The organism is Mucilaginibacter endophyticus, from assembly GCF_003351025.1.
GTDB lineage: Bacteria > Bacteroidota > Bacteroidia > Sphingobacteriales > Sphingobacteriaceae > Mucilaginibacter > Mucilaginibacter endophyticus.
Genome location: NZ_QPCG01000006.1, coordinates 1 through 16,333 on the forward strand (window position 1 = coordinate 1; position 16,333 = coordinate 16,333).

The 16,333-nt window shown below is 42.8% G+C and carries 11 protein-coding genes; 7 read left to right on the top strand and 4 right to left on the bottom strand.

Annotation, left to right across the window (positions count from 1 at the left end):
- The first annotated feature begins 90 nt into the window (after positions 1-90).
- The 3 genes from DUL71_RS32055 to DUL71_RS32060 all read left to right on the top strand — a co-directional run bounded on the left by DUL71_RS32055 (position 91) and on the right by DUL71_RS32060 (position 1,999).
- Positions 91-261, top strand: coding sequence for a hypothetical protein (locus tag DUL71_RS32055; protein ID WP_154402459.1), 171 nt, complete (start codon positions 91-93; stop codon positions 259-261).
- 125 nt (positions 262-386) lie between these two features.
- The gene (locus DUL71_RS22885; RefSeq protein ID WP_114940239.1) at positions 387-1,757 is read left to right on the top strand and encodes a dipeptidase; all 1,371 of its coding nucleotides are present in this window, start codon (positions 387-389) and stop codon (positions 1,755-1,757) included.
- Between the two features lie 104 nt (positions 1,758-1,861).
- Positions 1,862-1,999 carry a hypothetical protein gene (locus DUL71_RS32060; protein ID WP_154402460.1) on the top strand — a complete coding sequence of 46 codons (138 nt, stop codon included), beginning with the start codon at positions 1,862-1,864 and terminating at the stop codon, positions 1,997-1,999.
- 53 nt (positions 2,000-2,052) lie between these two features.
- Here the strand turns inward: DUL71_RS32060 and DUL71_RS22890 are convergent, their stop codons facing one another.
- A complete protein-coding gene (locus tag DUL71_RS22890) occupies positions 2,053-2,508 on the bottom strand; it encodes a GNAT family N-acetyltransferase (protein ID WP_114940240.1) in 456 nt (151 codons plus the stop codon).
- Positions 2,509-2,512: 4 nt separating this feature from the next.
- The gene (locus DUL71_RS22895; RefSeq protein ID WP_114940544.1) at positions 2,513-3,610 is read right to left on the bottom strand and encodes a mandelate racemase/muconate lactonizing enzyme family protein; all 1,098 of its coding nucleotides are present in this window, start codon (positions 3,608-3,610) and stop codon (positions 2,513-2,515) included.
- Positions 3,611-3,818: 208 nt separating this feature from the next.
- Between DUL71_RS22895 and DUL71_RS22900 the strand changes: the two genes are divergently transcribed.
- The 3 genes from DUL71_RS22900 (at position 3,819) to DUL71_RS22910 (ending at position 7,857) form a co-directional block, all read left to right on the top strand.
- Positions 3,819-4,568, top strand: a complete 750-nt coding sequence (locus tag DUL71_RS22900; protein ID WP_114940241.1) for a DUF4290 domain-containing protein — start codon at positions 3,819-3,821, stop codon at positions 4,566-4,568.
- 271 nt (positions 4,569-4,839) lie between these two features.
- On the top strand, positions 4,840-6,147 hold the full coding sequence (gene murA, locus DUL71_RS22905) for a UDP-N-acetylglucosamine 1-carboxyvinyltransferase (RefSeq protein ID WP_114940242.1): 1,308 nt from the start codon (positions 4,840-4,842) through the stop codon (positions 6,145-6,147).
- Between the two features lie 147 nt (positions 6,148-6,294).
- Positions 6,295-7,857, top strand: coding sequence for an ArnT family glycosyltransferase (locus DUL71_RS22910; protein WP_114940243.1), 1,563 nt, complete (start codon positions 6,295-6,297; stop codon positions 7,855-7,857).
- Between the two features lie 104 nt (positions 7,858-7,961).
- Here DUL71_RS22910 and DUL71_RS22915 read toward each other — a convergent pair whose 3' ends face one another.
- The gene (locus DUL71_RS22915) at positions 7,962-9,323 is read right to left on the bottom strand and encodes a cystathionine beta-synthase (protein WP_114940244.1); all 1,362 of its coding nucleotides are present in this window, start codon (positions 9,321-9,323) and stop codon (positions 7,962-7,964) included.
- Between the two features lie 169 nt (positions 9,324-9,492).
- Here DUL71_RS22915 and DUL71_RS22920 point away from each other — a divergent pair, with 169 nt between their 5' ends.
- A complete protein-coding gene (locus DUL71_RS22920; RefSeq protein ID WP_114940245.1) occupies positions 9,493-15,348 on the top strand; it encodes an alpha-2-macroglobulin family protein in 5,856 nt (1,951 codons plus the stop codon).
- An 80-nt stretch (positions 15,349-15,428) separates the two neighbouring features.
- Here DUL71_RS22920 and DUL71_RS22925 read toward each other — a convergent pair whose 3' ends face one another.
- A complete protein-coding gene (locus DUL71_RS22925; RefSeq protein WP_208645635.1) occupies positions 15,429-16,283 on the bottom strand; it encodes an AMP nucleosidase in 855 nt (284 codons plus the stop codon).
- Positions 16,284-16,333 lie beyond the last annotated feature (50 nt).

Genomic DNA, 16,333 nt, shown 5'->3' on the forward strand with positions numbered 1-16,333 from the left:
AACGTGACTTAGGTTCTGCTGATTTCGTGGCATAATTGCCCTTTTAATCGAAATACAATTCATTATAAAATCATTATAAAAGTTAACAACATGAAAAAATTTATCATAGCAGCAGCGGTTTTGATTGCGACAGGCCTTACCGCTGTTTCGTTAACTCATAAAGAAGATAAACAAGAAGTGGTTAAAGTAAAGATTGAGAAATCTGAATTTTCAAACAAGGCTGCCAGCGCGCCTAAAAAGGATTTAGGATCTGCAGATTGATCATGAACTACAAATAGCTGCTTGTTGTGCATAGGGCATGGTTAAAATTTTCAAATTGGGAATGACTCAATGACCTAATGACTACAATGACCTAATTAGCTATATTTGCTGCAAACCATAATATTATGCAGCACATAAAGCAATATGTTGAGCAAAACAAACAGCGTTTACTTGATGAGTTATTTGACCTGTTACGTTTAGCATCGGTTAGTGCCGACCCAAAATACAAATCAGAAGTACTAAAAACTGCCGATTATGTGGCAGCAAGGCTCCGCGATGCAGGAGCAGATAATGTTGAAATTTGCCAAACCGCCGGGTACCCCATTGTATACGGCGAAAAGATCATAGATACCTCAAAGCCTACCGTGCTGGTTTACGGTCACTATGATGTACAACCACCCGATCCGCTGGAATTATGGAAAACCCCTCCATTTGAACCAACTGTTAGGGATGGTAAAATATATGCCCGTGGCGCCTGCGATGACAAAGGCCAGTTTTACATGCATGTTAAAGCTTTTGAGCTGATGATGCAAACCAACACACTTCCCTGCAATATCAAATTTATGATTGAGGGCGAAGAAGAAGTTGGATCCTCAAACCTGGGTATCTTTGTTAAAGCCAATAAAGAAAAACTAAAAGCCGATGTTGTACTGATCTCCGATACATCGATGATCAGCATGGAACACCCTTCGCTTGAAACCGGCTTGCGCGGCCTATCCTATCTTGAAGTTGAAGTAACCGGCCCTAACCGCGATCTGCATTCGGGCGTTTACGGTGGCGCGGTAGCCAACCCCATCACTATACTGGCACAAATGATTGCCACACTTCACGACGAAAATAATCATATCACCATTCCCGGCTTTTATAATGATGTAGTTCCGCTTACCGAAGCAGAACGCGCCGCACTGAACAGCGCCCCATACGATGAAGCCGAATATAAAAAAGACCTTGACGTTACTGAGCTTTGGGGCGAAAAAGGCTATAGCACCTTTGAACGTACAGGCACCCGCCCTACCCTCGAACTGAATGGTATTTGGGGCGGTTACATTGGTGAAGGCGCGAAAACGGTATTGCCATCAAAGGCCAATGCTAAAATCTCTATGCGCTTGGTACCCAACCAAACATCAGAAGCTATCACTAAACTTTTTACCGATCACTTTTTAAGCATCGCGCCTCCTTATGTTAAGGTTAAGGTAACGCCTCATCATGGTGGCGAACCTGCTGTAACCCCTACTGATAGTGTAGCCTACCGTGCAGCACAAAAAGCCATTGCCGAATCGTTTGGTAAAGAGCCTATCCCAACCCGCGGCGGCGGCAGTATTCCTATCGTTGCTCTGTTTGAGGCCGAGCTTGGTTTAAAAACCGTATTAATGGGTTTTGGGCTTGATAGTGATGCGCTGCATTCGCCTAATGAGAAATATGATATTTACAATTATTATAAGGGCATTGAAACCATTCCGTTGTTTCACAAATATTTTGCCGAGTTATCGGAATAATGCCGTGAAGCCTTAATTTTCAAGTTAACCGTGGTTATTTTTTGATTTGCGTAAAACAAATAATAAATTTATGATATTATCTAATCATACAAAATCAAACAACCATGGCAACTAAAGAATTGGACAAAGAAAAGACCGATGCATCAAAGCAGTTGCACGATCCAAAATCATCCAAACAGGAAAAAACAAACGCTGCCAAAGCGTTAAGCGGAAACAAAATGAAACGAAAGCCCCTGTTATAAGATATTTATAACAAAATTAACAAGCCGGCACGGGCAACCTGCCGGCTTGTTTTTTATATGCGTATCCTCATCTCAATCATACGCTTTTCAAATCCCACTTTTTCGTAGGCCTTAATGGCACCCGCGTTATCATTATAAACCTCAAGCCTTATTTCGGCCAATCCCTGTTCTGCCACCCATTTTTTAAGCTCTTCAATAATTGCCTGGTTTATCCCTTTACCGCGATGTGGCGGCGATACGTACATAAACCCCAGATAGGCATATTTTTCAAAATCATAGTAGCTATCCGGGTTCTTTTTGATGCGCGCATATCCGCTGCCTGCTATTTCTCCGTCAATTTCGGCAACCAAAACTTCTACTTCGAACGAGGATATGAATGCTTTCAGATCGTAATAACTTATAGGATCCGGTTTGAGTGTGCTGTCAAACGGACGTTCGGTGTTTATAATTCCCTGTTCAAACTGAAGTAGAACAGGCAGATCTTCGATGATGGCTTTTCTAATCAGCATTGGATTAAATAGTAAATTGTTCACAATCTGCCAAAAAAGCTTCATCAGCATCGGCGCCAATACCCGGAGCGTCATCAATGGTTAAGTGGTAACCATCATACATGGCTCCACCAACACAGGGATCAACCAGGTGGCCTAACTTACAGGTGTCCATATCATAAAACCGGATATTAGGACTGGCATATACAAAGTGTAATTTCGCGCTCAAAGCTATGCGGCTCTCCAGCATACCTCCCATCATACAGGGAATACCATATGAAGCAGCAACATCATGAATCCTTTTAGCTTCATAAATACCGCCCGATTTAGCCATTTTTATATTGATATAGTGGCAAGCGCCGGCATTGATCTGCTTACGGGCATCATGATGATTATACACACTTTCATCGGCCATGATCTTAACCGGCGATAGTTGCATCAATTCCGGCAACCGGTCATCATACCAGGTACGTATTGGCTGTTCGCAAAATTCAATATCATATTGTGCTATCGACTGTAGTGCAAAAACGGCCTCGTTAAAATTCCAACCCTGGTTAGCATCAATACGGATCCTCATGGCCGGGCCCACCGCCTCGCGGATCTGTTGAATGCGTTCCACATCTTCTATCGCATTTTTGCCAAGCTTTACTTTTAATATATTAGCACCTGATGCCTTAAAATCAAGCGCTTTTAAAGCCATGGTATGATGCCCGGCTATACCTATAGTTATATCAGATTCAACGGTGCGTCTCTCGCCTCCTAAAAACTGGTACAAGGGCATGTCTGCATTTTTTGCCGCTATATCAAACAGCGCGTTATCAAAAGCACTTTTTATGGTGGTGTTGCCGGCGGTGAAGCTATGCAGCTCCTGAAGCCGGGCTTCAATATCAAGCGCGTCTTTACCTTTCCATAACCGGGCAAACTCGCGTGCCATTACCAGGCAGGTATCCTGCGTTTCGCCAACAATCATAGGAAAAGCGGAGCATTCGCCCACACCGTAAAAGCCGGCATCGGTATGTACCCGGATAAAAACATTTTGAGCATGGTCTAAAGTTCCGGTGGCAATGGTAAACGGCTCCATGGGAATACTGAAGCGGTATATATCTATATGGGTGATGGTAATTTGCTGATTTTCCAAATTGTAGATGTTTAAAAGCTAAAATAAAACAAATAATTGCAACAATTAACCAACGTAATTTGCGTATTATAAGTATTAGTTTATATTTGCACTACTTCAATACAAGTAACAATTCAATTTTAGCCTCTTTTGCCCTTCCAATCAGGGAAATTTGTCTGGCTAACTTTCAAATCTTCATAAAAAAATTATTAACATGGCTAAAGAAAACACGCCTGCAAATTTTGATTATAACTCAACCAGGAATAAATTAATCCTGTCTGAATATGGCCGCAACGTACAAAATATGGTTAAATATATTGTAGCGCTGCCAACTAAAGAAGAACGTAACCGCTACGCACAGGTAGTTATTGACCTGATGGGTTTCCTGAACCCGCACCTGCGCGACGTGGCAGATTTTAAACACAAACTCTGGGACCACTTGCACATCATTTCTGATTACCAGATTGATGTAGATTCACCGTATCCAAAGCCGTTGCCAGAGGCAGCGCATATTAAGCCTGCGCCATTAAACTATCCTCATCAGCGCATTAAATACAAGCACTATGGCAAAACTATTGAGCTGATGATTGAAAAAGCTAAAGCCATTGAAGAGCCTGATCGTAAGCGCCACATGATTCAGGCCATCGCCAATTTCATGAAGATGGCCTATGTACAATGGAACAAAGATTCGGTGAGCGACGAAAGTATCTTGTCTGATTTGTACGCTTTATCAGGCGGCACATTGAAACTGGAGGATAACGTTAATCTTAACCGTGTTGATTTCCGTCCTAATAACTTTCAGCAAAACAGCAATAACAACAACAATAATCGCGGTCGTAACAACAATCAGAACAATCAAAACCGCGGCGGTAGCAACGGAGGCAGACAAAACAACAACCAAAACCGTAACAACAACCAAAACAACCGTAACCGTAACAACAACGGAGGTTCAAAAAAATATTAATTCGGGGGCATTTCTGCAGAATTAAGAAAAACACGTCATTGCGAGGTACGAAGCAATCACCAACCAGCAGGTACACCCTGTATAGTTCGTGATTGTTTGGTACCCTACAGCAATGACGTTTTTTGTGTTATATCGTTAATGATAAATCCCCAAGCCTTTTATTTTATCTGCATTAATTTTCTAATCTTTGCCCCAATAAATTATTTGGCAAAACCGATCATAGCTTTGATAGTTTATCATTGGTGATCTTATCAATTATCCGAAACTCCGCATGACTAACGCATTTGTAATAAATGGCGGCAAACCGCTAAAAGGTGAAATAACCCCGCAGGGTGCAAAAAACGAAGCTTTACAGGTTATATCTGCCGTATTGCTTACCGAAGAAAAAGTAACCATCAGCAATATTCCTGATATTAAGGATGTAAACAAACTGATAGAACTGCTTGGCGATATGGGCGTTATTGTTGAGCGTATCAACGAGCATACTTATACCTTCGAAGCTAAAGATATTAACCAGGACTTTTTCCTGTCTGAGGCGTTTAAATCAAAAGGTGGTGGCCTACGTGGTTCTATCATGATAGTTGGCCCGCTGCTGGCCCGTTTTGGCAAAGCATCTATCCCTAAACCGGGTGGCGATAAAATTGGTCGCCGCAGGTTGGATACCCACTTCCTGGGTTTTGAGAAACTTGGCGCACAATTTAATTATAACCCCGAAAATGGTTTCTTTAATGTAGATGCCTCCAATCTTCACGGTACTTACATCCTGCTGGATGAGGCTTCGGTAACCGGAACGGCCAACGTGGTAATGGCCGCGGTATTGGCCAAAGGTACTACTACCATTTATAACGCCGCCTGCGAACCTTACTTGCAGCAGCTTTGTAAAATGCTGAGCCGTATGGGTGCTAAGATCAGCGGTATTGGTTCAAACTTGTTAACTATTGAGGGTGTTGAAAGGCTGGGCGGTACCGAGCACCGCTTATTACCTGATATGATCGAGATTGGCTCATTCATTGGTTTGGCTGCCATGACCGGTTCTGAGATCACCATTAAAGATGTTCAGTACAAAGAACTGGGCATGATCCCCGATGTTTTCAAACGTTTGGGTATTAAGCTGGAGCTTAGGGGCGATGATATCTTTATTCCGGCCCAGGAACATTACGAAATTGAAACTTTTATTGACGGCAGTATAATGACCATTGCCGACGCGCCATGGCCGGGCTTCACGCCCGACTTATTGAGCATTGTGCTGGTTGTTGCTATCCAGGCAAAAGGCTCGGTACTGATTCACCAGAAAATGTTTGAAAGCCGTTTATTCTTCGTGGATAAACTGTTGGATATGGGTGCCCAGATCATCCTTTGCGATCCGCACCGTGCAACCGTAATTGGTTTAGATAACCAGGTTAAATTACGTGGTATTTCCATGACCTCGCCTGATATCCGTGCCGGTGTTTCATTATTGATCGCTGCCCTTTCAGCACAAGGTCAATCAACTATTTACAATATTGAACAAATTGAACGCGGCTATCAGCACATTGATACCAGGCTTAAAGCTTTAGGCGCTGATATAACACGTATTTAAGCTTTTAAGGTTAAAGGCGAAAGGTCAAAGGTTAAAGGTAGCTGCATAGCGTGGCATCCTTTAACCTTTTTCTTTTAAAAACCTTTCGCCTTTAACCTTTTGCCTTTCGCCTCAAAATATTACCTTTAAAAAACCATTATATAAACAATGCCTTACAAAAACCGGAAATCTACCTACGTTTATTTTGTACTGATATTTGTATTTATTAAAGTAGTTCTTAACCTTTTCGCTATATCGCATTTCGGTTTTCATCGTGATGAATTTCTGCACCTTGTATTGGCCGATCATTTGGATTGGGGATACAAGGAAGTGCCACCATTTATCGCCATCCTGGCAAAAATCTCTATCACCTGTTTCGGTAACTCAGTCTTTGCAGCAAGGTTGTTCCCTACCCTGTTTGGCGGGCTCATTGTTTTACTTACGGGCCTTATAGTTATTGAATTTGGTGGAAAAAAGTTTGCTATAACCCTTGCGTGTTTGTCGCTCATTTTTGCACCTGCTTTTGCAGCAAGCGAATATCTTTTCCAACCAGTGGTTTTTGATCAATTTTGGTGGGTGATAACTGTTTGGTTGCTGGTAAAATACCTTAACACTACCGATGTAAGGTACCTATACTGGCTCGGGACAGCTGTTGGTCTTGGTATTCTTACTAAATATACAATGCTGTTTTTTACAGCGTCACTGCTTATTGGCATCCTAATCAGTAAACAACGCAAATTACTGTTTAACAAGCACATTCTTGGCGCTGCCGCGATAACAGTAATTATTGTACTACCCAACCTCATCTGGCAAATAAATCACCACATGCCGGTTTTTACGCATATGAAGGCCCTGCGTGAACAGCAACTTGATTATATTACCCCAACCGACTTTATTAAACAGCAATTATTGGTCAACGGCGTTGCATTGTTTATATGGCTTAACGGACTTGCTTTCCTGATATTCTCGTTCAGGCTGCGTAATTTTCAGTTCATGGCGCTGGCTTATGCACTCATCTTCTTTTTTTTACTGATGATGGATGGCAAAAGCTATTACATATTTGGGGCCTACCCCATGTTGTTTGCCGCAGGAGCGTTCGGTTTTGAGCGTTTATTAAAAACAAATGGCTATGTTTTGCGTACCGCTTTAATCGTTTTGTTTACCCTGCCCAACGCTTTGTTACTGCCCATCCTATTACCAATTTTACCAATGGATCAAACCCTGGCGTTTTTTCGCTTTGCGGATAAGCACCTGCCGCCCGTTCGTTTTTCAATGACTTGGGAAGATGGTAAAAAGCATGCCACCACTCAGGATTACGCCGATATGCTGGGCTGGGATGATATGGCTGCATTGGTGGATAAAGCCTACAAGAGCCTCAGTCCTGACGATCAGAAGCAAACCTTGGTTTACGCCGATAACTACGGCGAAGCCGGCGCTATACACCACTACCGCAAGCAATACGGCTATCCCAATGTAATATCGCTGAACAGCAGCTTTACCCTTTGGGCACCCGATAGTCTTAAATGCAAATACCTGATCTACATAGATGACGGCGGCGGCAAAAACATTAAAGAATTTGTAGCCGACAATATGATAGGTAGCTTTACTAAAGTAGGCGAAGTAAGCAATCCGCTCGCCCGCGAAAAAGGCACGGCTGTGTTTATCATCACACCAAATTACCGCTTAAATCAACGGTATAGCCCAGAATTGGCGAAGAAGCGGTTGGAGTAATGTTGAGGTGAAAGGCGAAAGGATAAAGGTAAAAGGTCTTAAAAAGGGAAAGGTTAAAGGACATTGCAAACTGCAGCTACCTTTAACCTTTCGCCTTTAACCTCTTAGGCGGAAATAGCGTTTATAATATCATACTGGGTAATGATTTCAATTTTACCTTCCCCGTCTTCAACCAGCACGGCAATGTTATCTTTATTGATCATGGCCGAGATTCTGTCAATCGATGTATTCAGATCAACAAACGGGAATGGTGCTGTTGTAATATTCTTGATGGGTTGTGACTTGATCGATGGATTTTCGATCAGCGAATCAAGGATATCGCTTTCTGTGATCTTGCCTATTACCATACCTTTTTGAGTAACTGGGATCTGCGAGATATTAAGCGATTTAATAGTATTGATAGCTTCCAGTACGCTCTTTTCGCAATCAATGGTGATGATCTCCTGCACATCTTTTTTGCCGATGATATCGCGGGCGGTTAGTTTCTCGTCTTTCAGGAAACCACGGTCGCGCAGCCAGTCGTCATTGTACATTTTGCCGAGGTAGCGGGTGCCATGGTCTGGAAAAATGATCACTACCACATCTCCTTCTTTAAATTTATCCTTCATCTGCAGCAGACCTGCCACTGCCGAACCGGTCGAGTTACCCGAGAAGATACCCTCCTTGCGGGCAATCTCGCGGGTCATGAGGGCGGCGTCTTTATCGCTTACTTTTTCAAAATGGTCGATCAGGCTAAAATCAACGTTCTGCGGTAAAAAATCTTCGCCAATACCTTCAGTGATATAAGGATAGATCTCGTTTTTATCGAACACACCAGTTTCCTTATATTTCTTGAATACCGAGCCGTATGTATCAATACCCAAAACCTGGATAGCCGGGTTCTTTTCTTTCAGATAACGGGCAATACCTGAGATAGTGCCGCCGGTCCCAACACCCGCAATAAGGTGAGTGATCTTACCTTCAGTTTGTTCCCATATCTCCGGACCAGTTGATTCATAATGCGCCTGAGAGTTACTCAGGTTATCGTACTGATTAGGTTTCCACGAGTTAGGAACTTCCCGCTCCAGGCGCGATGATACCGAGTAGTATGAACGCGGATCTTCAGGCTCTACATTGGTGGGGCAAACAATTACCTCGGCGCCAAAAGCACGCAAAGCGTCAAACTTTTCTTTTGATTGTTTATCAGTACTTGTAAAAATACATTTGTAGCCTTTTATAACCGCAGCTATTGCCAGGCCCATGCCAGTGTTACCGGATGTGCCTTCGATAATGGTTCCGCCGGGTTTAAGCTTACCGCTTTTTTCGGCGTCTTCAATCATTTTAAGGGCCATACGGTCCTTAATGGAGTTGCCGGGGTTGGTTGTTTCTATTTTGGCTAAAACAGTAGCGGGAATGTCCTTTGCTACTTTATTCAGTTTTACCAGCGGCGTATTGCCAATGGTATCAAGTATGTTGCTGTACCACATAATTTAAATGTCTACTAACCCGATATGTAAAGCAGGGTTACGCCTCAAAAATAAGTTTCTTAAATGATATTTCTTTTATGGAAAAGTAAATACATCTGCATCTTAAATGCAAACAAACACAAATAAATATATTTAAACCGGTGGCCGTTACCACAAAATATACCTAAACATGCAGGCAACACTAAAAAGATCGTTATTATTTTTCAGCTTCTTAAGTTTTTGCATAATCACCACATTTGCCCAAAAGCGCCTAACGCCAAGCCGGCAAAACAGTTTTTATACCTACATATATAAAGTAACTGCCGACGACGTGCTGAAATTTTACCAGCACCCGGATAAAAAACCCGACGAGCAGATACTGCGTAATCCTATAGATTCATTTAAAACGAACACCAAATGGGACAATTCCCTCCCTCCCGGCAACTACATGCAGGTTGCTGCCAAAAAGAACCTGCTCAACTACTCTCTTATTGAAAACCATTCCGCTAATTTAAAGCTGTTGGATAACCGCTATGACCTGCGCTTTATTTTGCTTGATAATGAAGGCAAAATCATCAATAATGCTTCGGTACAAACTAACAATCGTACAATTGCGTATGATGCAAAGGCTGGTTTATATATAGCCGATGCTTCAAAAAAAGGCACTATTTTGAAAGTAGACTATGCCGGCGTCACCAATTACTACGATATAAAAAAGCAGGAGAAACCATCTTATTATCGTTACAATCCATATCGTGGTATGAGTTTTTTCAAGGCCACCTGGAATCGTTTTAAAAACCTGTTCAAAAAAAGCGACAAACCCCATTATCGCCCTCAGCCGGGGCATGATTACGAGGGTTTTATGGTATTCAACAAGGCTATTTACAAGCCACGCGATACAGTAAAATTCAAGGCTTTTATCTTAAACAAAAAATCAAAAAAGCCCGTCAATGCGGCTCAGTTATTGATACGGCTCAGATACCGGAGCGATGAAGACGGCAAGATCATTGGCAAGGTAAAAAGTTATCGTGACGGAGCATATGAATATAGTTTCGCACTGACAGATAGCCTTGACCTTTCGCTTGATAGGGATTATACCATATCACTCGAAGATCCGTCGAGCGAAAAATATAAACTTGACGATTATAAAGGAGATGACGATGAGGGCTTTTTAGCCAAACGCATAGTTTATACGACCGGCGAATTTAAATACGAGGAATATGAACTAAAATCGATAACGTTTAGCACCAGGGTTGATAAAGAAGAACACGGCCCTGGAAACCCTGCAACCCTATACCTTAAAGCTGTTGACGAAAATAACCTGCCTGTTACCGATGGCCGGGTTAATATTACGCTTTATACCCGCAACACAGGCACACACCGCCAGAACTACACTTTCGTACCAGATCAACTCTGGACGCACCAACTACAGCTCGACGCTATTGGTGAAACCAAACTCATTATTCCCGATTCTATTTTCCCCAAGGCTGACGTTACCTATTACATCAATTCAGAATTTCTGAACAGCAACAACGAGCGTCAATCGGCCGATAATAACATGAGTTACCGGTATAGCCGTTTTAGCGTTACCGCTAAATTAAGCGGTGATACATTGGTAAGTGAGGCATTTGATAATGGTAAACCCATCAAAACGATGGCTACCATCAGCACGCTGAATCCCCGCTATGATACCCTATCAAAGATCAGGGTAATGCTGCCCTCCAAAACTATCATTAACCCCTATGCCGATAACTACAACATCCAGACCGACAGTGCCTATGCCGACCTTTACCTTAAAAACAATGATTCCGGGATTTCGCTTTCGGGCTATCGCACTGCCGACTCATTATTTGTAAAAGTTGAAAACCCGCGTCACCTGCATTTCTGGTATTCGGTATTTGGTGGTAACAGGTTGATAGATGCAGGGCAGGCCGATAACCTGTTTTATACACGCGCCTACAATAACCAAAACATAGTGAATTTTCAAGTGCATTATATATGGGTGGGCGAAAGCAGAACCGAAGCCACGGATATAGTATACCGCGATAAACTCATAACCATTAATGTACGTCAGCCTGTATCTGTTTATCCCGGGCAACAGGCTAAAACAGACATTGTAGTTACCGATGCAAAAGGTCAGCCTGTAGCCAATGCCGATTTAACGGCGTGGTCAATGACAAGCAAGTTTACGGATTACAGAACACCCTATGTACCCTATCTGGGCAAAGACTTTATCTATCGCAAGCAAAAAGCGGCCTTTGAGGCCAACGGAGTTAATATCATTGGTACGTTGCAGCTCAACTGGAAACGCTGGAGCAAGGAAATGGGATTGGACAGCATTGCCTATTACCAGTTTACGCATCCTGATAAAATTTACCGGGTTGAAGAAGACACTAAAGACTCGCTTACACAAGTAGCGCCATTTGTGGTTAAAAACGGCGATGTGTTACCTGTTCACATCCTCTATATTGATAACCGGCCTGTTTATTTTGACCAGACACGGCAGCTTAAACGCTACAGCTTCGCGGTATCGCCGGGCAAACATTTGTTCAGGTTCAGGACCAGCCATCAAAACGTTTGGGTAGATACAATTGATGTACCGAAATCGAAGAAGCTGATCTTCAGCATTAATGCAGACAGTGCGAAATTCACAAAAGTTTCTGATACGCTGAGCACTTATGAGTGCGACCTGATTAACCGCTATCTGATTACGATTATCAATAATTTTGGCTGGAAAATGGCCCTGCTAACCCAAAGCGAAAAGGTATTCATGATCAACGCGGATCCAGGCCAGTACAATAGTGTACTTGTAGGCCCATTAGCCGAAAACTTTGCTAACCTGGAAGTTAAAGGCGGTGAATCAAGATATTTTGCCACCGAACCGGGCTATTCATTTCAATTTGACCCAGGCCTTATCAAGCAAAAAAGTATCGCGACCGCTTATCCCTTTAACCCTGTGCTATCATCTTATCAGGGCACTGCCGATGATTATACCCAGGAGGTACTTACCCGTCCTGAAGCAGAAAACGTTTGGCAGCAATACCTTGATCTGCGCAGCAATACCCAGGCGCTTTTTAATAATCCTACCATAAGTGGCGAGATAGGCAAGCTCAGCATGAATATCACTCAACCGGAAAATAAAAAGCTCCTGATCAAAAATATCATCATCTATAAATATAACGATCCGGACTTTGTCATGATCTACCCGGGCAATACTACTTATGTTTCTGGCCTTAACGCAGGCAGGTATTGGGTTTTATTTTTACTTAAAGGCGATAACTATGATATTAAAGAAAACGTTGTCATAAAAACACAAGGAACCAATTTCTACAATTTTACAGTCTTGCCTGCGCACGCTAAAGATTCGGTAGGTAGCAGGATCAGCAACATCATCAATAACCGCACTGGAACATATACCAATGGCGACCGTGAAATAGAAAACGACGCGTTGAAGATTAAAGAAGCTTTTAATGACAAATACCTGGATTCTGGCAGCTTTGGGGATACAATGAGCGGCATAATTTCAGGCTATGACAATCAGCCTGCGGCTGGTGTTAGTATAAGGGTTAGAGGCGCGGCAACCGGTACTTTTACAGATGCCAATGGCCGATTTAAAGTAAAGGTTCCTAAAAACGGCAGGCTTATCATAAGCTATATAGGCTATGAAACGCAACAGGTGCCCATACATCCCGGAGAAACGCTTAGGCTTGCTTTAACATCAAGCTCAAAGCTATTGCAGGAGGTTGTAGTTGTTGGCTATGGTACAGTGATGAGAAGAGAGCTCACAGGATCTGTTAGTACTGTAACATATGGATTAGCCGGTCAGGTGCCCGGTGTTTCTGTAAATGACGGAAGTCCGAATCTTAAAGTAATGATCAGAGGAGTATCATCCTTACCATCGGCACCGCCGCTTGTAGTTGTCGATGGTGAAATTGTTGCTTCGTTGTCTGATATTAATAAGGATGATATTGCAGAAATAAGCATACTGAAAGAGGCGGCCGCTACAGCAATATACGGCGCCCGCGCTGCCAACGGCGTTATTGTGATCAAGACCAAAGCTAAACCCGGTTTGGCCGGAGGCCAAAAGGCAGATACTACGCAGACCGGCGGAACTTCAACACTGCGCAAAAACTTCTCTGATTATGCATATTGGCAACCTAAACTAACTACCGACGAACACGGCAAAGCCAGCTTCATGGTTACTTACCCCGATGATATCACCAACTGGCGAACATTTATTATCGGTATAAACGGTAACAAGCAAACCGGTTTTGCCGAAAGCAATATCAAATCATACAAACCGCTAAGCGCTAATTTCATTGCGCCACAGTTTGCCGTTGCCGGCGATGAAATGAACCTGATAGGTAAAGTGATGAACTACAATACCAACACCGCTAAGCTCACCCGCGTTTTTAAATACAACGGTCAAACGTTAAAACAGGACGAATTGGAGATTAAAAACTCCAAAATAGATACTTTGGGCATTACGGCAACCTCCACAGATAGTCTCACTTTTGAATACACTATTAAACGCGACAACGGCTATTTTGACGGCGAGCAACGCAAAATCCCGGTAATGCCACAGGGCGTTAAAGAAACAAAAGGTATTTTTGAAGCCCTCGACCGCGATACAACAGTATGCCTTAAGTTCGATCCGGCTTTGGGCCCCATAACTTTCCGCGCCGAAGCCTCGGCCTTACCTGTGCTGGCAGAAGAAACCCGGAAGTTGCGGGAATACAAATACCTGTGCAATGAGCAATTGGCTTCAAAACTAAAAGGGCTGCTCATGGAGCGCCGCATCAAAAAGTTTATGGGCGAAGATTTCAGGTATGAAAAGAATATAAGAGAGGTAATAAAAAAAATGCAGGAAAACCGCAGGGGCAACGGCACCTGGGGCTGGTGGAAAGATAGTAATGAAGAGCTCTGGATAAGCCTTCATGCAATTGAGGCCCTTGTCAATGCCCAAAAAGAGGGTTTTGTTGTTGAACTGGATAAACAAAAATTAACCGACTACCTCGTTTACCAGCTGGAAAGCTATAAAGACAGGGATAAAATATTCTGTTTGCAATTGCTTCATAAACTGGAGGCAAAAGTTGATTACCAGAAGTATGTAGCGATCATCGAGAAAAAGCAGGCAAAAGCCCGCGAACCGTTTGGCGGTGGCTTATTAGTTTATGATAAATTGAGGCTGATGTTATTACGCCAGGAATCAGGTTTACCTATAAAAATGGACAGTCTGCTCAAACCAAGCAAGCGCACCATGTTTGGCAATATGTATTGGGGCGAAGATGATTACCGTTTTTTTGATAACTCGATACAGTTAAGCATATTGGCCTACCATATTATTAAAAACGACGGTAGCCACCCTGAATTATTAAGTAAGATACGGGGCTACTTTCTTGAACAACGCCGTCATGGCGACTGGCGCAATACTTATGAATCGGCCCTGATCCTGGAAACTATCCTCCCCGATCTCCTGATTGAAAATAAACAGGTTAAACCTTCGCAAATTACATTGAATGGCAGCGATACAAAAACTATCAGCAAATTCCCCTACTCAGCTACTTTAACCGATAAGCAGATTAGTGTTAATAAAACAGGTAGCTTACCTGTTTACATTACCGGCTACCAGCAATTCTGGAACAGCAAGCCCGAAAAGGTTAGTAAAGATTTTACAGTAGATACCTGGTTTGAGCACAAAGAAAAAGCAATTACCACCTTAAAAGGCGGTGAAGCTGTGTTATTAAAAGCAGAAGTGACGGTACGTGGCGATGCTGATTTTGTGATGGTAGAAATCCCGATACCCGCCGGATGCTCATACGAAAGCAAGGAGCAATCGTGGCAAAACAACGAGGTACACCGCGAATATTTTAAAGAGAAGGTAAGTATATTTTGCCGTTCCCTTAAACAGGGCAAATATACATTCACCGTTAACCTCATCCCCCGTTACAACGGTAAATACACCTTAAACCCGGCCAAAGCCGAGATGATGTATTTCCCGGTATTTTACGGCAGAGAGGGGATGAAACAGGTTGTCATTGATTAGAACCTTGATTTTCCTGATTTAAGGATTTCTTGATATCATAATTTATCAGGTAATCCTTAAATCCTAAAAATCATGGTTCCTTAGAATTTCAAGTGTTTAACCGTTAACCCGTTATTGATCAACTGCTTTAACGATTCGATACCGATATGCAGGTGTGTTTCAACAAATTGTTCGGTTACAGACGAATCACTTTCGGCGGTTTTAACACCTTCAGGGATCATTGGTTGGTCTGATACCAACAGCAGGGCGCCTGTAGGGATCTTGTTGGCAAAACCTGTAGTGAAAATGGTTGCGGTTTCCATATCAACAGCCATGGCACGCAGATCTTTTAAATACTTTTTAAAGTTTTTGTCATGCTCCCAAACGCGGCGGTTTGTGGTGTAGCAGGTGCCAGTCCAGTAATCGCGTGAGTAATCACGGATGGTAGTCGAGATGGCTTTTTGCAGCGCAAATGACGGCAATGCAGGCACTTCTGGTGGTAAATAGTCATTTGATGTACCTTCACCACGAATGGCCGCTATTGGCAATATCAGGTCGCCTACGTTGTTCTTCTTTTTAAGGCCACCGCATTTACCTAAAAATATTACAGCTTTAGGGTGAATAGCGGTCAGCAGATCCATTACAGTAGCTGCAACCGAACTGCCCATACCAAAGTTGATGATAGTAATACCATTGGCGGTAACGCTTTGCATTGGCTTTTCAAGCCCCATAATAGGCGCGTTATCATTCCACTGCGAAAACAGCTGGATATACTTTGAAAAATTGGTAAGAATAATATACTCGCCAAATGCTTCAAGCGGTCGGCCGGTATAACGTGGCAGCCAGTTAGCTACAATTGCTTCTTTTGTTTTGAGGCCCGATTTAATTGGGGTGTGTACCTCTTTTACTTTTTGGATGTTGTCTCCATCCTTTTTTACATCTAATTCTTCGTTCATATGATTTCTTTTTATACAGCAAACCCCGGTATAGGAACCAGGGCGCGCTT